This window comes from Streptomyces filamentosus, assembly GCF_014654895.1.
Classification (GTDB): Bacteria; Actinomycetota; Actinomycetes; order Streptomycetales; family Streptomycetaceae; genus Streptomyces; species Streptomyces filamentosus.
On sequence record NZ_BNBE01000002.1, the window covers coordinates 740,190 to 760,229 of the forward strand.

At 70.4% G+C, this 20,040-nt stretch carries 11 protein-coding genes and 3 rRNA genes; 5 read left to right on the top strand and 9 right to left on the bottom strand.

All coding sequences use genetic code 11. The features are described from left to right. Nucleotides 1–39: 39 nt before the first annotated feature. Entirely contained in the window at nucleotides 40–1,215 is a 1,176-nt protein-coding gene (locus IE326_RS22285; RefSeq protein ID WP_150226519.1) for a DegT/DnrJ/EryC1/StrS family aminotransferase, read from the bottom strand. After that, complete coding sequence (locus IE326_RS22290; protein ID WP_229915568.1) at nucleotides 1,212–2,294, bottom strand: DegT/DnrJ/EryC1/StrS family aminotransferase; 1,083 nt, start codon at nucleotides 2,292–2,294, stop codon at nucleotides 1,212–1,214. Before IE326_RS22290 ends, IE326_RS22285 begins: the two co-directional genes overlap by 4 nt. A 336-nt stretch (nucleotides 2,295–2,630) precedes the next feature. On the opposite strand from IE326_RS22290, the gene IE326_RS22295 reads away from it, so the two are divergent. Genes IE326_RS22295 through IE326_RS22315 form a run of 5 tightly spaced genes read left to right on the top strand, consistent with a single transcriptional unit; the run spans nucleotide 2,631 to nucleotide 8,511 of the window. Next, on the top strand, nucleotides 2,631–3,662 hold the full coding sequence (locus tag IE326_RS22295; RefSeq protein WP_190042761.1) for a Gfo/Idh/MocA family oxidoreductase: 1,032 nt from the start codon (nucleotides 2,631–2,633) through the stop codon (nucleotides 3,660–3,662). After that, complete coding sequence (locus tag IE326_RS41720; protein ID WP_308440333.1) at nucleotides 3,646–5,934, top strand: M20/M25/M40 family metallo-hydrolase; 2,289 nt, start codon at nucleotides 3,646–3,648, stop codon at nucleotides 5,932–5,934. Before IE326_RS22295 ends, IE326_RS41720 begins: the two co-directional genes overlap by 17 nt. Next, on the top strand, nucleotides 5,931–7,079 hold the full coding sequence (locus IE326_RS22305) for an Ldh family oxidoreductase (protein WP_150226521.1): 1,149 nt from the start codon (nucleotides 5,931–5,933) through the stop codon (nucleotides 7,077–7,079). Before IE326_RS41720 ends, IE326_RS22305 begins: the two co-directional genes overlap by 4 nt. Further along, nucleotides 7,076–8,062, top strand: coding sequence for a Gfo/Idh/MocA family protein (locus tag IE326_RS22310; RefSeq protein WP_190042762.1), 987 nt, complete (start codon nucleotides 7,076–7,078; stop codon nucleotides 8,060–8,062). Before IE326_RS22305 ends, IE326_RS22310 begins: the two co-directional genes overlap by 4 nt. Next, on the top strand, nucleotides 8,059–8,511 hold the full coding sequence (locus IE326_RS22315; RefSeq protein ID WP_190042763.1) for a DUF6917 domain-containing protein: 453 nt from the start codon (nucleotides 8,059–8,061) through the stop codon (nucleotides 8,509–8,511). Before IE326_RS22310 ends, IE326_RS22315 begins: the two co-directional genes overlap by 4 nt. A 79-nt stretch (nucleotides 8,512–8,590) precedes the next feature. Here the strand turns inward: IE326_RS22315 and IE326_RS22320 are convergent, their stop codons facing one another. The 7 genes from IE326_RS22320 to IE326_RS22350 all read right to left on the bottom strand — a co-directional run bounded on the left by IE326_RS22320 (nucleotide 8,591) and on the right by IE326_RS22350 (nucleotide 19,571). Continuing rightward, the gene (locus IE326_RS22320; protein ID WP_150226524.1) at nucleotides 8,591–9,115 is read right to left on the bottom strand and encodes an EF-hand domain-containing protein; all 525 of its coding nucleotides are present in this window, start codon (nucleotides 9,113–9,115) and stop codon (nucleotides 8,591–8,593) included. A 119-nt stretch (nucleotides 9,116–9,234) separates the two neighbouring features. Continuing rightward, on the bottom strand, nucleotides 9,235–10,503 hold the full coding sequence (locus tag IE326_RS22325; RefSeq protein WP_150226525.1) for a nucleotide sugar dehydrogenase: 1,269 nt from the start codon (nucleotides 10,501–10,503) through the stop codon (nucleotides 9,235–9,237). Between the two features lie 129 nt (nucleotides 10,504–10,632). Continuing rightward, a complete protein-coding gene (locus tag IE326_RS22330) occupies nucleotides 10,633–12,351 on the bottom strand; it encodes a class I adenylate-forming enzyme family protein (RefSeq protein ID WP_190042764.1) in 1,719 nt (572 codons plus the stop codon). 100 nt (nucleotides 12,352–12,451) lie between these two features. After that, on the bottom strand, nucleotides 12,452–14,248 hold the full coding sequence (locus tag IE326_RS22335) for a CoA transferase (RefSeq protein ID WP_190042765.1): 1,797 nt from the start codon (nucleotides 14,246–14,248) through the stop codon (nucleotides 12,452–12,454). A gap of 199 nt (nucleotides 14,249–14,447) precedes the next feature. Continuing rightward, nucleotides 14,448–14,564: ribosomal RNA gene (gene rrf, locus IE326_RS22340) — 5S ribosomal RNA — on the bottom strand. A 77-nt stretch (nucleotides 14,565–14,641) separates the two neighbouring features. Then, a 23S ribosomal RNA gene (locus IE326_RS22345) occupies nucleotides 14,642–17,763 on the bottom strand. Nucleotides 17,764–18,046: 283 nt separating this feature from the next. Next, a 16S ribosomal RNA gene (locus tag IE326_RS22350) occupies nucleotides 18,047–19,571 on the bottom strand. Together the 16S, 23S and 5S rRNA genes form the textbook arrangement of a ribosomal RNA operon. Nucleotides 19,572–20,040 lie beyond the last annotated feature (469 nt).

The following is a 20,040-nucleotide window of genomic DNA, read 5'->3' on the forward strand; positions in this document are numbered from 1 at the left end:
GGCTGGGGAGGGTGGCGCGGTCCGTCCGGGGCGGGACGGTCACCGGCGGGTGCGCAGGACGTGCGCGCGGACGGCGTCGGTGACGTGCTCGACCTGGGCGTCGGTGAGCCGGTGGTGGACGGGCAGGGACAGCTGGCGGCGGGCGGCGTCGCGGGCGCGGGGCCAGCCGGGCCCGGGGCGGCCCGCGGTGACGGGTGCGAAGGCGGCCTGGTCGGGCAGGGTCTTCGGGTAGTAGACGTGGGTGTCGACGCCCTCTGCGGACAGGTGGTCGCGCAGGGCGTCGCGATCGTCGGCGAGCAGGGTGTAGACGTAGTGGCAGCGGCCTTCGGTGCCCGGCGGCGGGGTGTCGAGGCCGGGGAGTCCCGCGAGGTGCTCGGTGTAGTGGGCGGCGATCGCGGCGCGGCGTTCCAGGCGGGCGGTGAGGCCGGGGAGCCGGTGGAGCTGGAAGGCGGCCTGGATCTCGTCGAAGCGGCTGTTGACGCCGACGACGTGGTGCAGGCCGCGCCGGACGCCGTCCTGGCCGTGGTTGCGGAGCATGCGGATCCGCCGGCCGGTGTCCTCGTCGCGGGTGACGACGGCGCCGCCCTCGCCGGGCATGCCGAAGGACTTGACCTGGACGAAGGAGTAGAGCCCGGCGTCTCCCCACAGTCCGGCGGGGACGCCGTCGAGTTCGGCGCCCTGGGCGACGGCGGAGTCCTCGACGAGGAGCAGTCCCGCGGCGGCGGCCAGGGTGACGAAGCGCGGCATGTCGGCCATGACGGAGAACATGTGGGCCGGCATCAGGGCCTTGGTCCGCGGGGTGACGCGGGTCTCCGCGTCGGCGGGGTCGAGGGTGAGGGTGCGGGGGTCGACGTCGCCGAAGACGGGGACGGCGCCGGTGTGCAGCACGGCGGCGGCGAGCGGGGCGCAGCCGAGGGCGGGGACGACGACCTCGTCGCCGGGGCCGATGCCGAGGGCGGTGAGGATCAGGTGGAGGGCGGAGGTGCCGCTGGAGCAGGCGACCACGTCGGCGGCGCCGAGCCGTTCGCGCAGGGCGTCCTCCAGGCGGCGGGTGTGGTCGCCCAGGATGAACTTCTGGTCCGCGCCGGTGCCGATCTCGTACAGGAGCCGCAGGAGGGTGTCGCGGTCCTCGTGGAAGAGGTCGGGCGGGAAGAAGGGGACGCGTCCGCCGGTGGCGAGGGCGTCGTCCGCGCCGCGGTCGCTGAGGGTGGTCATGCGGAGACCCTTCCGGTGTGGAAGTCGCGGACGGCCGCGCAGACGCGGTCCACCTCGGCCTCGGTGAGATCGGCGTACAGCGGCAGGGCGACGGCGCGGCGGGAGGCGGCCTCGGCGACGGGGAAGTCGCCGGGCCGGTGGCCGAGTTCCGCGAAGCAGGGCTGGAGGTGGAGCGGCAGGGGGTAGTACGTCTCGGTGCCGATGCCCCGCTCATGGAGGTGGACGACGAGCTCGTCGCGCCGGTCTGTCTCGATGAGGTAGACGTAGAAGACCTCGTCGGGGGCGCCGGTGATCGCGGGCCGCCGGGTGACGCCGGGCACCTCGCGCAGTCCCTCGTCGTAGCGGCGGGCGAGGACGGCCCGGTGGCGGACGTCCTCGTCGAGGACCGTCAGCTTGGCGAGCAGGACGGCGGCCTGGAGGTCGTCCATCTTGCTGTTGTGGCCGACGTGCAGGGTCTCGTTGGAGATGCCGGGGAAGTGCGCGAGGGTGCGGCCGGTGCGGCCGTGGTGGCGCAGCGCGGCCACGTGGTCGGCGAGGTCCTCGTCGTCGGTGAGGACGGCCCCGGCGTCGCCGAGCGCGCCGAGCGTCTTGCTCGGGAAGAAGGACAGCACGCCGCCGCGTCCGTGGAGGCCGGCGTGGACGCCGTTCTGCCGCATTCCGATGCCCTCGGCGCTGTCCTCCAGGAGGACGAGCCCGTGTCCGGCGGCGAAGGCGGCCAGCGCCGTCATGTCCGCCATCCGGGAGAAGAGGTGGACCGGCAGCACGAAGCGGGCGCCGTCCGCCTCCTCGTCGCCGATCCCCTCGGTGCGCATGGCGTACGTGTCGGGGTCGATGTCGGTGAAGACGGGCCGCCCGCCGGCCAGGACGACGGAGGTGGCGGTGGCGACGAAGGAGTACGCCGGGACCAGGACCCGGTCCCCCGGGCGCAGCCCGCACGCCTTCAGGAGCAGGACCAGGGCGTCGGTCCCGCTGTTCACCCCGATCACGCGGCGGGCGCCGGTGTAGTGCTCGAGCGCCTTTTCCAGACGGCCGACCTGGCGGGAATGCGAGAACTTTCCGTCGGCGAAAATCTCGTCCACTCCGGCACGGAGATCGGGCCAGACCTTTTCGAAGGTCTTCACCTGGGAGAAAAAGGGAATGCTGGATGACGTCACGCGGAAACAATTCTTCTCTGCCGACGGGTGCGCCGGCCTCAACTGGGGCCAGGTCAAGGGCCCGAGAGGGGTGGCGGGCGGGCGGGGCCCACCCTCGGAAGTCTGCGCAGTGAACGTAACAGCCGGAAGAATGAAGTCCCGAATCCTCAATGGAACTTCATACTTTTCGGTGACAACCCCTCCGATTTTCTTGACCGCCGTCACGTGCTACGGAGAGATTCTTCGCCGCACCTCACCCGCACCACTGGACGGAACGACCTCATGAGACAGCCCCTGATCGTCGGACTGGGCCGTTCCGGCGCCGGGTTGCACCTGCGGGCCCTGCGCACCGCCCTCGACCGCTCCCCGGGCCTGTGGCGGGGCCCCGTGGTCGCCGTCGACCCCCGGCCCGGGGAGCGGGCCCCGGTGCCGGACGGGGTCACCGTGGTCCCGTCGGCGGCCCGCGCCCGGGAGCTGCTGCCCCCCGATCGCGCCGTCGTCCACGTCTGCACGCCGCCCGCCGCCCGGCTCGCCGTCCTGGCCGAGCTCTGCGCCGCGGGCTACCGCGACCTGATCGTGGAGAAGCCGGCCGCCGCCGACGCCGGGGAACTGGCCGCCGTGGCGGAGCTGCGCGCCCGCCACGGGCTGCGCCTCGCGGTGGTCGCGCACTGGCCCGCCTCCGCCCTGGCCGACCGCCTGCGCGGGCTGATCGGCTCGGGCGAGCTGGGGCGGCTGCTGCGCATCGACGTCACCCAGCACAAGCCGCGCTTCACCCGTTCGCTGCGCGCCGACGACGGCCATCCCACGGCCTTCGACGTGGAGCTGCCGCACTCCCTCGGCCTGGTCCTTTCGCTCGCGGGCCCGGCCGAGGCGACCGGCGCCCGGCTGACCGACCTGCGGGTCGGCAGCGCGGTCCGCCCCGGTCTGGGCTCCGCGCTGCTGGAGCTGCGGCACGCGAACGGGGTGCGGACCCGGATCCTCTCCGACCTCACCGCTCCCGTACGGGAGCGCAGGGCCGCCCTCGTCTTCGAACACGGCACCGCCGTCGGCCACTTCGCCCCGAGCGACGCCGACGACCACGTCCAGCTCGACGTCGCCGGCCGGCGCGAGGTGTTCCACGACGACGCGCTCGCCTCCTTCCTGCACCGCACCTACACCCGCTTCGCCACCGTGCCCGCCGAAGACCCCTCCTGGGCGGCCGACTTCGCCCTGCACGCCGACGCGGTCCGGCTCCTCGACGAGGCCAAGCGGCGCTGCGCGGACGCCACCACCGCCGGACCGCCCGAGGAGGCGCCCCGTGTCCCGACCCGTTGACCTGACCGGCCGGATCACCGGCATCGGCGACGAGGCCGCCCCCGGTCTGCCCGGCCAGATCGCCGTCGCCCGCGAACTGGGCTGGTCCGCGCTGGAGTTGCGCACCCTCGGCGGCACTCCGCTGGCCGAGCTCCCCGCGCCGGCCGTACGGGACGCGGCCGATCTGCTGCACACGGCGGGGCTCGGCGTGGTCTGCCTCGACTCCCGCATCGGCAACTGGGCCCGCCCGGTCACCGGCCCCCTCTCCGCCGACCTGGAGGAGCTGGAGCGGCTCGCCGAGCACGGCAGGGTACTGGGCTGCCGCAGCCTGCGCGTCATGTCCTGGACCGACGGCGGCCTCCCGGAGGAGGAGTGGGCGGCCCTGGCGATCGACCGGATGCGCCGCCTCGCCCGCCGCGCGGAACTGCTCGGCGTGGAACTGCTGCACGAGAACTGCACGGGCTGGGCCGGCTCCGACGCCGACCGGACCCTCCGGATGCTGGCCGAGGTCGACAGTCCGGCGCTGCGCGTCCTGTTCGACATCGGGAACGGGGTGCCCTACGGCTACGACGCCCACGCGCTCCTCACCCGGCTGCTGCCGCACGTCGCCCACGTCCACGTGAAGGACGCGCTGCCCGGCGACCGCCCCGGCGAGGCCGTCTACACCCTGCCCGGGGAGGGCGCCGCCCGGGTCGCCGACTGTGTGCGCCTCCTGGAGGACCACGGCTACCGGGGCGTGTACTCCCTCGAACCCCACCTCGCCGTGGTGCCGCACGCCGGGATCCGGCCGGCCGGGGGAGACGACCCGGCCCTCCCCTTCGTCCGGGCGGCCCGCCGCCTGGCCGGCCTCCCCGTCCCTCCCGCGCCCGCTCCGACCCCTCCGACCGCGGGACCGCCACCCCACCGCGCCCCCGCTCCCCCCGACCCGGTCCTGCCCTCCCCCACCCGGCCCCCCTCGCCTCCGCACCCGCCCGCAGTCGACACCGGCCTGCTGCTGCACCTGCTGCACACGCCCACCGCGGGCCCCCTGGAGACCGGCCCCGGCGCGCCCCACGCGCTGACCGCCGCCCTGCGCTCCTACGCGACGGCTGCGGCCCGGCTCGGCTTCAGGGCGGTGCGCCTCGGCGCCCCGGCCCCCGCCGCCGTCCTGCGCGAGGACACCCCGCTGCCCGTCCGGCGCGCGGTCGCCGCCGACCCCTCGTTCCTGGAGCGCCAGCCCAGCCTGCTGCTGCGGCTCGGCCCCGAACGGCCCCGGGAGCACACGGTGATGTTCAACGTGCACCTGGACACCGTCGCCGGCGGCGAACCCCCCGCCTTCGACGGGTCCCGGTTCACCGGCCGGGGCGCCGTGGACGCGAAGGGCCCCGCGGTGGCGCTGCTCGCCGGGGTCGCGGCCGCCGCCGCGGCCCGCCCGGCGATCGGCCGGGACGTCACGGTCCTGGTGCAGGCGGTGGCCGGCGAGGAGGGCGGCGCGCTGGGCACCTTCGGCACCCGGCCGCTCGTGGAGGCGGGACACGTGGGCCGGCTCAACGTGTTCTGCGAGCCGACGGGACTGCGCCACCTGCCCCGCGCGACCGCCGCCGCCACCGCCCGTGTCACCGTCGACGGCGAGGACGCCGTCGACGACCGCCCCGGCGCCGGGCACAACGCCACCGTCCTGCTGGGCTTCCTCGCCCAGCACCTCGCCGCCGCCCTCGGCCCGGCCGCCGGCGGCGGGCCCTCGCCCGCGGTCTGCGTCGCGGGACTGCACACCGGCACGCTGCACAACAAGGTGCACGGCACCGGCAGCCTCCTGCTCAACCTGCCGTACGCCTCCGCCGCGGCCGGCGCCGCCGCCGAGGACGCCCTCTCCCGGGCCCTCGGCGAGGGGCTGCGGGAGTTCACCGCCCGCTTCTCGGGCCTCCCCCTCTTCGCCAGGACCGCGTCCGACGCGGCCCGGATCACCCGCCTGGAGTGGCTCAAGCGCGGCCTGCCCGCGCTCGGAGCCCAGCCGGCCTGGGGCGAGGAGCTGCTCGCCCGGGCGGGCATCGCCCCCTGGCCTGCCGACGAACCCGCCTTCACCTGCGACGCGATCTGGCTGGCGGGCACGGAGGACACCTACACCACGGTGTTCGGACCGGGCTCGCTGGACGCCAACCGGGCGCACGCGGCGGGCGAGTTCGTCGACCTGGCCGACCTGGAGGCGTTCGCGGCCCGGATCTCCGCGCTGCTGACCGCCTTCGCCGACGACCTCCGGTGCCGCGCGGCGGACCGCCCCGCACCGGTCTCCACCGAGAAAGCAGGAACCGCATGACGTCCACGCTGCCCGACGGCGCCGCCACCCGAAGCGCCGTCCCGGAACCCCGCGGCGGGGAGGTGAGGGTCCCGTACGAGGTGCTGCTCGACGAGACCACCGCCTTCTTCGGCCGGCTCGGAGTCCCGGAGGCCCGGGCCCGGCTCGCCGCCGAGGCGCTCTGTTACGGCGACCTGACCGGCATGGACTCGCACGGCGTGTTCAACCTGGGCCGGCTCTACCGGCCGCTCCTCGAATCCGGCGGCGCCGACCCTCTCGCCGAGCCGCTCGTCCTGCGCGACCTGGGCGCCTGCGTGCTCCTGGACCACCGGCGGGCGCTGGGCCTGTGGGCCGCGTCCGAGGCGATGGACCTCGCCGCCGAGCGCGCGGCCCGCACCGGCATCGGGCTGGTGTCCGTGCGGGGCGCCACCCACTTCGGCTGCGCGGGCGTCCACGCCCGCCGGGCCGCCGACCGGGGCATGATCGGCGTGGTGGCCTCCAACTGCGGCGGCCAGCGCATCGCCCGTCCGCCGCTCGGCGCCGCCGCCCTGCTGGGGACCAACCCGCTGAGCGTGGCGGCCCCCGCCCTCGAAGGACGGCCGTTCGTCCTCGACATGAGCACCACCGTCGTCCCCACCGGCCGGGTCCGCACGGCGGCCCGCGACGGCCGGGAGGCCCCCGAGGGCTGGCTCACCGACGACGCCGGCCGCCCGGTGCGGGACGCGTCGGCCTACGACCGGGGCGAGGCGTGGCTGGGCTGGCTCGGCGGCACCCCCGCGACCGGCGCCTTCAAGGGGTTCGGCCTGGGCCTCGCGGTGGAGCTGCTGGCCGCCGTGCTGCCCGGCGCGGCCACCGGCCCCGCCCCGGCGGCGCTGGAGGGGGACGGCAGGCCCGGCGGCAGCGACGACGACATCGGCTTCCTCGTCCTGGCGATCGCACCCGGCGCGCTGCGCGACGGCTTCGAGGAGGACGCCCTGAGCGTGTTCGGCACGGTGGCGGACTGTCCTCCGCTGCCGGGCGAGGGCCCGGTCCGCTACCCCGGGCACCCCGAGGCCGAACGCGCCGAGGAGCGGCGCGCCTCGGGCGTACCGCTCTCCCTCCCGCTCCACGCCGAGCTGACCGCCCTCGGCCTGCGGCTCCCGGCCGCCCCGGAGGGGACACGATGACGGCCTCCCCCCGCCGGCTGGGGATCGCCGGCCTGGGCATGATCTCCCGCTTCTACCTGGCCGCCGCCGAGCGGCTGCCCGAGTGGGAGCTGACCGCGGTCTGCGACCTGCGCGAGGAGGCCCTCGCCCCGCACCGGGGCCGGGTCGCCTGCCACACCGACCACCGGGAGATGCTCGCCGCCGGGGCGCTGGACGCCCTGGTGGTGGCCGTGCCGAACCACGCGCACGCCGAGGTGTGCGCGGACGCGCTGCGGGCCGGCGTCCCGGTGTGCGTCGAGAAGCCCCTCGCCCTGGACCCGGCGGACGGCCGGCGGCTCGCCGCCCTGTCCCGGGAGCACGGCGTCCCGCTGTTCACCGCGTTCCATCGCCGGTACAACGACCGGGTCCTCGCGCTGCTGCGCCGGCTGCCCCCGCCGGACGCCCCGGTGCGGGTGGAGTCGGTACGGGTGCGGTACCTGGAGCGGATCGAGGAGCACATCGGCGCCGACACCTGGTACCTGGACCCGGCCCGCTGCGGCGGCGGCTGCGTCGCCGACAACGGCCCCAACGCCTTCGACCTGGTCCGGCTGCTGCTGGGCGAGCACCCCTCCGAGGTCGTCGCCGCGGAGGTGGTCAGGGACGCGGCCGACACCGACCGGCAGGCCGTGGTCGAACTGGCCGGTCCTGGCGGCCGGGGCCGGGTGGAGCTGGACTGGTCGTACCCGGGAGAGGTCAAGGACGTCCTGGTGCGGCTCGACGACGGGACCGAGCTCTTCGCGGACATGCTGGACGGCCGCCCCGGCTTCAAGGAGTCGTTGTGGCACGAGTACGAGGGCATCCTGCGGGCGTTCGCCGGACTGCGCGGACTGCCCGACCCCTCCCGGGCCGTCGACGGCGGCCTGGCCGCCCTCGAACTCGTCGCCGACGTCTACGCCGCGGAGACCGCCCCCGGCCTCCCGGCGCCCCGCGCCCCGCGCCCCGCCCTCCGAGCGGAGTCCCGATGACCACCTCGCCCGCCCTCCCCTCGGCCGCGCCGTCCCTGGACGCCGGCCGGCACGAGAACGGCGCCAAGCGCGCGGTGCGCGGCACCCTGGTCAAGGTGCTGCTGCACGAGCGTACGGAGCGGGGCATGGTCCTGGAGCCGTTCGCGGCCCGCTGCGTCCGCCGGGGCGAGGTGCACGAGCTGCTGACGACCGACCGGTGGACCGACGTGCCGGGCTCCCGGGTGGACCGGGTCGGCTTCCTCGGCTTCGTGGAGCTGGAGAACGGCGGTGTCGTCGACCGCGGGGACACGGTGCTGATCGGCGACGAGCCGGTGGGCACCGTCCTCGGCTTCGACGGCTGCCACCTGCCCAACCACTACAACATCGTGATCCACGCCGCCCGGCTGCTGACCGGCCGTTCCCTGGCGCTGGCGCCGGAGACCCCGGTGGTCTTCGTCCCCGCCGACTGAGCGGGGGCGCCGACGACGAAACGGCCGGTCGGCGCCCTGGGAGGGTGCCGGCCGGCCGCTATCGGCGTGGGTGGTGAACTCAGCCGAGGAGTTCGACGTGGAGCTCACCGGTGTGGAACTGGCGCACCGCGTCGAGCAGCTCGGTCTCGGACAGCGTGCCGCTCTTGTCGGTGTCGATCTGCTGGAAGGCCGAGCGGCCCTCCTGCTCGTCGACGCCGACCGCCTTGAGCCAGGCGGCGAACTCGGCCTCGTCGATGACGCCGTCGTTGTTCTTGTCGGCGAGGGCGACGATGCCCTTGGTGACCGGGCCGAGGACCGGGTTGAAGGTGGCGGCGCCACCGTCGACGACCTCACCGGCGGCCTGGAGGAACTGCGCGCGGTTGATCGGGCCCTGCGCACCGACGCCCGCCTTGTCGGCGAGGGTCGTGAACATGGCGATGAAGCCGTCGCGCAGCTGGGCACCCTTCGCCGAGTCGGGGGTCTCGCCGAAGGCGGTGGCGATGTTGGCGGCCTCGGTGATGAAGTCCGAGGGCTCCAGCACACCGTCGCCGTTCACGTCCCACTTGTCGAAACGCTTCGCGAGACGCTCCTGGGCGATGGTCATGAGTGGTTCTCCTTGTGGTTTCTTCTCGGTGCCGCCGGACGGTCGTCCGGACGGCGTTTCCCGCGGCCCGGGCCACGGGGGCGCGGCCGGGCCGGAGGTCTGTGGGGCGTGACGCGGCGTCAGAGCCGCACCACGCGTCTGCCCTCCGCCGCGCCCCGGGTGTCCAGGACGGGGCAGTCGGCGGCGTCCCAGTCGGCGGAGCGGTACTCGGAGTGCTCCTGGAGCAGCACCACCAGGTCGCTGCAGGCCAGGGCCTCCTCCCGCGAGGGCTGCCGGGGCACGGCGACGCCGTCGACCTCGAAGCGCCCGACGTACGGGTCGTGGTACGAGAGCCGGGCGCCGAGCGCGCCGAGGGCCCGGGCCACGGGGTAGGCGGGCGACTCCCTGGTGTCGGAGATGTCGGCCTTGTAGGCGACGCCGAGCAGCGTCACCCGGGCCTGCGCGGGGTCCTTGCCCGCCGCGACGAGGAGGTCGCGGGCGCGTCCCGCGACGTGCTCCGGCATGGCGTCGAGGACGGCGCGGGCGGCGCCCAGGGTGCGGAAGGTGAAGCCCTGTTCGGCGGCGCGGGTCATCAGGTAGCGGGGGTCGACGGGGATGCAGTGCCCGCCGACGCCGGGCCCCGGACGGAAGGCGGAGAAGCCGAAGGGCTTGGTGTCCGCGCAGCGCAGCACGTCCCAGATGTCGATGCCGACCCGGTCGCAGTAGACGGCGGCCTCGTCGACCAGGGCGATGTTGACGTACCGGTAGGCGTTCTCGAGGATCTTCGCCATCTCCGCCTCCCGGGTCCCCGCGGCGACGACGACCTCGTCGACGAGCTGCTCGTAGAAGGCGGTGGCGTGCTTGGCGCAGAGTTCGGTGCAGCCGCTGACGACCTTCGGCGTGGTGCGCAGGGTGTAGCTGCGGTTGCCGGGGTCGATGCGCTCCGGGGAGTACGCCAGGTGGAAGTCCTCGCCGACGCGCATGCCGTGCGCTTCGAGGAGGGGGCGGACGATCTCCTCGGTGGTGCCGGGGTGGCTGGTGGACTCGACGCAGACCAGCGTGCCCGGCTCCAGGTGGCGGGCCACGGTGCGGACGGCGGAGACCAGCGGCCCCAGGTCCGGTTCGCCGGCCGGGGTGAGTCCGGTCGGCACGCAGACGACGACGGTGTGGGCACCGGTGAGGACGCCGGGGTCGGTGCTGGCGCGGAAGCCCGCGTCGAGCATCGCGCCGATGTCCTCGGCGCGGATGTCCTCGATGTGGGACCGTCCCCCGTTCAGCCCCTCGACGACGTCGGCACCGATGTCGTAGCCGACGGTGGCCAGCCCCGCCTCGCAGGCCCTGCGGGCCAGCGGGAGGCCGACGTAGCCGAGGCCGACCACGGCGACTTCTGTTAACACGTGCTCCCCCATGCTTTCCGTACGCACCCTTCCCGGTCCGGCCGTCGGTCTCGGAAGCCGCCGAAGGGTCCTGTCGCGAAAGAAATGAATCGCGAATTCCGCTTCCTGTTACAGGATTGCATGCGATTCGATGCAGCAACGCTACAAATGCCTTGCTTCCCTCGCACGAGTGACATCGCCTGCCACGGGGTTCACCACGACCGTCGTGCCGGGCGGGGTGCCGGTGCCCAGGGCTGCCGTGGCCCAGGCGGTGACGGTGCGGCGGCAGACCTTCCCGGTGGGCCGCAGCGGCATCCGGTCGAGCACCAGCAGGTACTCGGGGAACTTCCGCCGCTCCAGGCCCCGGGCCCCGAGGTGCGCGGTGACGGCGTGCAGCGCCGGGGCGGGGTCCCCCGGGGCGGGTCGTACGCACGCGCACAGCCGCTCCCCGAACTCCTCGTCCGGCACGGCGACGCACACCACCTCGGCGATCCGGGGGTCGGTGCCCAGTTCGTGCTCGACCTCGGCGGGACTGATGGTGTAGCCGCCCCGGAGCACCACGTTCTTGAGCCTGCCGAGGACCCGCAGCCGGCCGTTCCCGTCGAGCGCGCCGAGGTCGCCGGTGCGGACCCAGCCGGTGGCGGTGCGGTAGCGGGCGTCGAGTTCGGGCGCGCCCACGTAGCAGAGCGGTGTCATGGGCCCCTTGGCCTGGATCTCGCCGGGTTCCCCGGTGGCCGCCGGGGAGCCGTCGGGCCGGACGATGCGGATGGCGGCGACGGCCGGGTCCGGGGTGCCGGCGATGTCCCCGGCGGGGGCGACGGTGTGGCAGTTGACGCCGTCGGAGGAGCCGTACACCGTGACGACCGGCACCCGGAAGCGTTCCCGGCAGGCGGTCGCGGTGGAGGCGGGCAGCGCGGCGCCGCTGGAGACGACGGCCTTCAGGCAGGAGGTGTCCTCCCCGGGGAGGCGCGGCAGGTCCGCCATCCGCCGCAGCATGGTCGGCACCCCGAACACGTGGGTGGGCCGGTGGTCGTGGACCGCCCGGAGCGCCTCGGCGGCGTCGAACCCCTCCCGGACGACGAGGGTCCCGCCGAGCGCGGCGAGCGCGACGGGGACGCCCAGCGAGCCGTACGAGGAGGCCAGCGGGACCAGGACGAGGCAGCGGGGCGGGTCGGCCGGGAATCCGGCGAGGGCGCGCAGGTAGGCGGCCCGCCCTCCGGCCATGGCCTGGTGGCTGTAGGCGACCGCCTTCGGCTCGGTCTCGGACCCCGAGGAGACGAGGAGCCGCGCGGGGTCGGCGGCCCCGGCCGGCGGCTCGGCCGGCCGGAACGCCCGGCGGGGCACGGCCGTGTCCAGCCGCCGCACTCCGGTGGCCGCCCCAGAGGAGGTGGTGAACACGGCCCGCAGCCAAGGCAGTTCGGCCGCGGCCGCCAGGTCCTCGGGTTCGCTGAGGACGGCGCCGCCCGCCCGGGAGCGGGCCAGGAGGCTGCGGGTGTCGCGGACTCCGCCGCCGAGCGGGTAGGGCAGGGCGACCGCGCCGAGGGCGTAGACGGCCAGTTCCGCCGTCACGGCGAGCCGCCCGTTGGGCGTCCGGAGCCCGATCACGTCCCGCGCGCCGAGCCCGGCCTCCGCGAACAGCCCGGCGACGCGCAGCACTTCCGCGTACAGCTCTCCGTAGGTGACCGTGCCCCGCTCGTCGATCACCGCCTCCCGGTCGGGGGCGTCCTGGGCGTGCCGCCGGAAGAGGGTGAAGAGGTCGGCGTCGGGGCACAGTCCCCGCGCCTCCCACGCCCTGCGGTCGGCGGACGGGACCCGGTCGGGCAGTTCCAGGCCGTTCCGGGAGCGCCAGGGCGCCTCTCGCAGGGTGTGCGTCGCGGTCATCGGTTCCTGTCTTCTGGCTCGTGGCGAGCGGCCCGCGCGCGGGTCCGGCTCACCAGGGGGCACGGAGTCACGGCCTGATGGGGCGCGGGGTGCCGCCTTGTCAGGCGGTCTCCTCCGTGAAGGTCCAGGGCGCGGCCGGGCGGGCGTACGGCAGGTCCGCGTCCGGCGGGAGGACGGCCCGCGCGAAGGCGGGGTCGGCGGCGAGGCCGGCCAGGTCGGTGCGGACGGCCACGGACGGCAGTCCGGCCGCCCGCAGTTCGGCCAGCCACACGTCCGTGGCGCACGCCTTCAGCCGCTCCCCCACGGAGTCGGCCCCTGCGGCACCGACGGTCCGGGCGACGTCCTGGGGCCGGAGCCGCGCCTCGGCCCCCAGCTGGAGCAGTCCGTCGGCGGTGGCCAGGGGCAGGTCGAGCGGGCCCGGTTCGATCCTCCGCCCCGGACGCGGCACCAGCGTCGCCGCGGAGAGCAGCGAGGACCTGGCCCGGCAGCCCCGGCGGGTCCGCTCGCGGGCGAGGAGTCCGGCGAGCGCGGCCTGCGCCAGAACGAGTCCGCCCAGGACGTCGGTGACGGTCATCAGGGAGGGAGCCGGGGCCTCCCCGGCGGGACGCAGCGCGGCGGCGAGTCCGCCGTGGACCTGGGCCAGGTAGTCGGTCCCGATGGGCGGTACGGGGCCGAGGGCGGTGCCGAAACCGGAGGCGGAGGCGTACACCAGACGGGGGTTGAGGGCGTGCAGCGCGTCGGCGTCGAGCAGGAGTTCGCGCGCCTTGCCGGGGGCCCAGTTGTGGAGGAAGACGTCGGCGCCGGCGACCAGTTCGCCGACGGCGTCCCGTCCCCGGCGGGTGGTGAGGTCGGCCTCGACGACGGACTTGCCGTGGTTGAGCGCGGAGAACCGCACCGAGCATCCTCCGGCGACCGGCGGCAGGGCCCTCTGCGGGTCCCCGCCGGGCGGTTCGACGCGTACGACGTCGGCGCCGAGCATCCGCAGGACGTGCCCGGCCATCGGCCCCTGCACCCTGCGGGCCGACTCGACGACCCGCACCCCGGCGAGCGGCAGCACGCCCGGCCCGACCGTTCCCCCGCCGGGGACGGGCACGGGCATGGGCACGGCCGGAAGCAACGGGGAAGCATGGCCGGAGGGCACGGGGGCGGGTGCGATGCTCCAGGGGTCGAGGCGGGGCGGCAGCGTCGTCTCCCCGATCTCGACGACGGACACCCCGTGGGCGGCGCCCGCCTGCCGCACGGCTTCCAGCGGCTGGGCCAGGACGGCCGCGCGCAGTTCGCCGGGCAGGGGGCAGACCGCGGTCCCGAAGCGGCTCTGGAAGGGCAGCCAGCCGCGCCCCGCCGCCCGGGACGTCACTCCCAACCGACGCCAGAACCCGGCCCATGCGGTCGGGTCGAGCGTCTCGACCTCGACGCGCACCCCTTCGGCGGTGACGAGCGTGGCGAGCCCCGAGCAGTTCCCGGGCGGAAGCAGTTCGTCGTCGTGGTCCGCGGCCGTGGCGGCGGCGAGGTACTGGGTGACCGTCAGCAGCGCTCCCTGGGCGAGCGAGGTCCCGACCCTCAGCGGCCCACGGCCCCGGGCACGGGCCAGCAGGGCAGCCGTCACCCCTTGGGCGGCGAGCACTCCCGTCACGGTGGACACGTAGTCCACGGCGAGCGGCGCGGGGGCCCCGGTGGCCCGCCCGTGCACCTCCATGACACCGCACGCGGCCTGCGCCGCACGCTCGTCCCCCGCGTCGATGCCGACGGGCCCGGCGCCCCCGACGGTCCACTGCGGCCGGTCACCCACGCCGGCCGAAGCGCCGTCCAGCGTACGGCCGAGCAGTTCCTCGGCCACCGCACGGGCCGTACCGGCCGTCCGGGCGGACTCGGAAACGGCCGGGCTCCCGACCTCCATCGCGCCTCTCCCCATCTCGAAGACGATCTTCCGCCGGAAGAACAGCCGGAGGGCCGCCGGAGGCACGGCATGAGCGCCGCTTCATCCTCAATGACCAGCACTCGCAAAGCTGTCCGACAGGATCTGGGCCCCCGAGAAAAAGGCCCCGGAACGCAGGAAAGCCCCGCACCAGATGGTGCGGGGCTTTCCCACAATGATTGTTCGGCGGCGTCCTACTCTCCCACAGGGTCCCCCCTGCAGTACCATCGGCGCTGAAAGGCTTAGCTTCCGGGTTCGGAATGTAACCGGGCGTTTCCCTAACGCTATGACCACCGAAACACTATGAAGTTGAACTCCAGCCAGATACTTGGCGAGTTCGTTACTTCAGAACAAACACAGTGGACGCGAGCAACTGAGGACAAGCCCTCGGCCTATTAGTACCGGTCAGCTCCACCCATTACTGGGCTTCCACATCCGGCCTATCAACCCAGTCGTCTACTGGGAGCCTTACCCTCTCAAGGAGGTGGGAATACTCATCTCGAAGCAGGCTTCCCGCTTAGATGCTTTCAGCGGTTATCCCTCCCGAACGTAGCCAACCAGCCATGCCCTTGGCAGGACAACTGGCACACCAGAGGTTCGTCCGTCCCGGTCCTCTCGTACTAGGGACAGCCCTTCTCAATATTCCTACGCGCACAGAGGATAGGGACCGAACTGTCTCACGACGTTCTAAACCCAGCTCGCGTACCGCTTTAATGGGCGAACAGCCCAACCCTTGGGACCGACTCCAGCCCCAGGATGCGACGAGCCGACATCGAGGTGCCAAACCATCCCGTCGATATGGACTCTTGGGGAAGATCAGCCTGTTATCCCCGGGGTACCTTTTATCCGTTGAGCGACGGCGCTTCCACAAGCCACCGCCGGATCACTAGTCCCGACTTTCGTCCCTGCTCGACCCGTCGGTCTCACAGTCAAGCTCCCTTGTGCACTTACACTCAACACCTGATTGCCAACCAGGCTGAGGGAACCTTTGGGCGCCTCCGTTACCCTTTGGGAGGCAACCGCCCCAGTTAAACTACCCATCAGACACTGTCCCTGATCCGGATCACGGACCGAGGTTAGACATCCAGCACGACCAGAGTGGTATTTCAACGACGACTCCACAACCACTGGCGTGGCCGCTTCACAGTCTCCCACCTATCCTACACAAGCCGAACCGAACACCAATATCAAACTGTAGTAAAGGTCCCGGGGTCTTTCCGTCCTTCTGCGCGAAACGAGCATCTTTACTCGTAGTGCAATTTCACCGGGCCTATGGTTGAGACAGTCGAGAAGTCGTTACGCCATTCGTGCAGGTCGGAACTTACCCGACAAGGAATTTCGCTACCTTAGGATGGTTATAGTTACCACCGCCGTTTACTGGCGCTTAAGTTCTCAGCTTCGCAACCCCGAAAGGTCACTAACCGGTCCCCTTAACGTTCCAGCACCGGGCAGGCGTCAGTCCGTATACATCGCCTTACGGCTTCGCACGGACCTGTGTTTTTAGTAAACAGTCGCTTCTCGCTGGTCTCTGCGGCCACCCCCAGCTCAGACAGCAAGTGTCATCACCGGTGATGGCCCCCCTTCTCCCGAAGTTACGGGGGCATTTTGCCGAGTTCCTTAACCATAGTTCACCCGAACGCCTCGGTATTCTCTACCTGACCACCTGAGTCGGTTTAGGGTACGGGCCGCCATGAAACTCGCTAGAGGCTTTTCTCGACAGCATAGGATCATCCACTTCACCACAATCGGCTCGGCATCAGGTCTCAGCCTTAACGTGTGACGGATTTGCCTACCACACGGCCTACACCCTTACCCCGGGACAACCACCGCCCGGGCTGGACTACCTTCCTGCGTCACCCCATCGCTTACCTACTACCACCTTGGTTCGCCGGCTCCACCACTTTCCATTCCCCGAAGGGTCCGGAACGGCTTCACGGGCTTAGCATTAATGGGCTCGATATTGGGCGTTTCAAAGCGGGTACCGGAATATCAACCGGTTGTCCATCGACTACGCCTGTCGGCCTCGCCTTAGGTCCCGACTTACCCTGGGCAGATCAGCTTGACCCAGGAACCCTTAGTCAATCGGCGCACACGTTTCTCACGTGTGTATCGCTACTCATGCCTGCATTCTCACTCGTGAACCGTCCACAACTCGCTTCCGCGGCTGCTTCACCCGGCACACGACGCTCCCCTACCCATCACAGTCCCCGTTGGGGGTATGTACTGCAATGACACGACTTCGGCGGTACGCTTGAGCCCCGCTACATTGTCGGCGCGGAATCACTTGACCAGTGAGCTATTACGCACTCTTTCAAGGGTGGCTGCTTCTAAGCCAACCTCCTGGTTGTCTCTGCGACTCCACATCCTTTCCCACTTAGCGTACGCTTAGGGGCCTTAGTCGATGCTCTGGGCTGTTTCCCTCTCGACCATGGAGCTTATCCCCCACAGTCTCACTGCCGTGCTCTCACTTACCGGCATTCGGAGTTTGGCTAAGGTCAGTAACCCGGTAGGGCCCATCGCCTATCCAGTGCTCTACCTCCGGCAAGAAACACACGACGCTGCACCTAAATGCATTTCGGGGAGAACCAGCTATCACGGAGTTTGATTGGCCTTTCACCCCTAACCACAGGTCATCCCCCAGGTTTTCAACCCTGGTGGGTTCGGTCCTCCACGAAGTCTTACCTCCGCTTCAACCTGCCCATGGCTAGATCACTCCGCTTCGGGTCTTGAGCGTGCTACTGAACCGCCCTGTTCGGACTCGCTTTCGCTACGGCTTCCCCACACGGGTTAACCTCGCAACACACCGCAAACTCGCAGGCTCATTCTTCAAAAGGCACGCAGTCACGAGACACAAGCAAGCTTGTGTCCGACGCTCCCACGGCTTGTAGGCACACGGTTTCAGGTACTATTTCACTCCGCTCCCGCGGTACTTTTCACCATTCCCTCACGGTACTATCCGCTATCGGTCACCAGGGAATATTTAGGCTTAGCGGGTGGTCCCGCCAGATTCACACGGGATTTCTCGGGCCCCGTGCTACTTGGGAAATACTCAAGCGAGCCGTACAGATTTCGTCTACGGGGGTCTTACCCTCTACGCCGGACCTTTCGCATGTCCTTCGACTATCCATACGGTTTCTGACTCGCCGACCAGCCGGCAGACTGATCAAGAGAACTCCCACAACCCCGCATGCGCAACCCCTGCCGGGTATCACACGCATACGGTTTGGCCTCATCCGGTTTCGCTCGCCACTACTCCCGGAATCACGGTTGTTTTCTCTTCCTGAGGGTACTGAGATGTTTCACTTCCCCTCGTTCCCTCCACACTGCCTATGTGTTCAGCAGTGGGTGACAGCCCATGACGACTGCCGGGTTTCCCCATTCGGAAACCCCCGGATCAAAGCCTGGTTGACGGCTCCCCGGGGACTATCGCGGCCTCCCACGTCCTTCATCGGTTCCTGGTGCCAAGGCATCCACCGTGCGCCCTTAAAAACTTGGCCACAGATGCTCGCGTCCACTGTGCAGTTCTCAAGCAACGACCAGCCACCCATCACACACCGAAACTCGGTGCTTCACTGGGGCCGGCATCGCGAAGATACAACCTTGCGGCCGTACCCTCAGATACCCAACAACGTGCCAGGCGTGACCTTCTCGGTTCGTCCGGTGTTCCACGCCGAAGCAGTACTTACCGGAGACTCTGAAGAATCACGCCAACTAATCAACGTTCCACCCATGAGCTGACCGTGCAGAACGTTTGCCTGCAATCGGTACTGTGCTCCTTAGAAAGGAGGTGATCCAGCCGCACCTTCCGGTACGGCTACCTTGTTACGACTTCGTCCCAATCGCTGGTCCCACCTTCGACAGCTCCCTCCCCGAGGGGTTGGGCCACCGGCTTCGGGTGTTACCGACTTTCGTGACGTGACGGGCGGTGTGTACAAGGCCCGGGAACGTATTCACCGCAGCAATGCTGATCTGCGATTACTAGCAACTCCGACTTCATGGGGTCGAGTTGCAGACCCCAATCCGAACTGAGACCGGCTTTTTGAGATTCGCTCCGCCTCGCGGCATCGCAGCTCTTTGTACCGGCCATTGTAGCACGTGTGCAGCCCAAGACATAAGGGGCATGATGACTTGACGTCGTCCCCACCTTCCTCCGAGTTGACCCCGGCGGTCTCCTGTGAGTCCCCATCACCCCGAAGGGCATGCTGGCAACACAGGACAAGGGTTGCGCTCGTTGCGGGACTTAACCCAACATCTCACGACACGAGCTGACGACAGCCATGCACCACCTGTATACCGACCACAAGGGGGGCACCATCTCTGGCGCTTTCCGGTATATGTCAAGCCTTGGTAAGGTTCTTCGCGTTGCGTCGAATTAAGCCACATGCTCCGCTGCTTGTGCGGGCCCCCGTCAATTCCTTTGAGTTTTAGCCTTGCGGCCGTACTCCCCAGGCGGGGAACTTAATGCGTTAGCTGCGGCACCGACGACGTGGAATGTCGCCAACACCTAGTTCCCAACGTTTACGGCGTGGACTACCAGGGTATCTAATCCTGTTCGCTCCCCACGCTTTCGCTCCTCAGCGTCAGTAATGGCCCAGAGATCCGCCTTCGCCACCGGTGTTCCTCCTGATATCTGCGCATTTCACCGCTACACCAGGAATTCCGATCTCCCCTACCACACTCTAGCCTGCCCGTATCGGATGCAGACCCGGGGTTAAGCCCCGGGCTTTCACACCCGACGTGACAAGCCGCCTACGAGCTCTTTACGCCCAATAATTCCGGACAACGCTTGCGCCCTACGTATTACCGCGGCTGCTGGCACGTAGTTAGCCGGCGCTTCTTCTGCAGGTACCGTCACTTTCGCTTCTTCCCTGCTGAAAGAGGTTTACAACCCGAAGGCCGTCATCCCTCACGCGGCGTCGCTGCATCAGGCTTTCGCCCATTGTGCAATATTCCCCACTGCTGCCTCCCGTAGGAGTCTGGGCCGTGTCTCAGTCCCAGTGTGGCCGGTCGCCCTCTCAGGCCGGCTACCCGTCGTCGCCTTGGTGGGCCGTTACCCCACCAACAAGCTGATAGGCCGCGGGCTCATCCTTCACCGCCGGAGCTTTCCAGTCCAGAAGATGCCTCCTGAACTCGTATCCGGTATTAGACCCCGTTTCCAGGGCTTGTCCCAGAGTGAAGGGCAGATTGCCCACGTGTTACTCACCCGTTCGCCACTAATCCACCCCGAAGGGCTTCATCGTTCGACTTGCATGTGTTAAGCACGCCGCCAGCGTTCGTCCTGAGCCAGGATCAAACTCTCCGTGAATGTTTACCGGATATCCGGTCACACTCGCGTTGAGCGGGACAGACGAGCCGGAATAAGGCCCGCTGTCCACAGCGTCCTCGCTGTGTCATCGCCACCCCCCGAAGAGGATGGACTTTTCAAAGGAACCTCGACCAACCGGAACCGGCTGGACGGGGTATCAACTAATCTGGCGTTGATTTTTGGCACGCTGTTGAGTTCTCAAGGTGCGGACGCTTCCTTCGATCCCGTTTCCGGGCCCTCCGGGCGCTTCCTTCGTTTCTGACTCTATCAGACCCTTTCGGTGTCCGATTCCCCGTCGGAAGGGGATTTCGTCTTTCCGGCTATTGGGCCGTTCCGACGAGTGAGACTTTAGCGGATTCCCCGCCCCCGGTGCGAATCGGGGGCCGCGTCCAGAATTCGAACACGGATTCCTCATTTCGCGAGAACAACACAGGAAGACAGAACGGGACGACGAATCGAAACCGTCAGG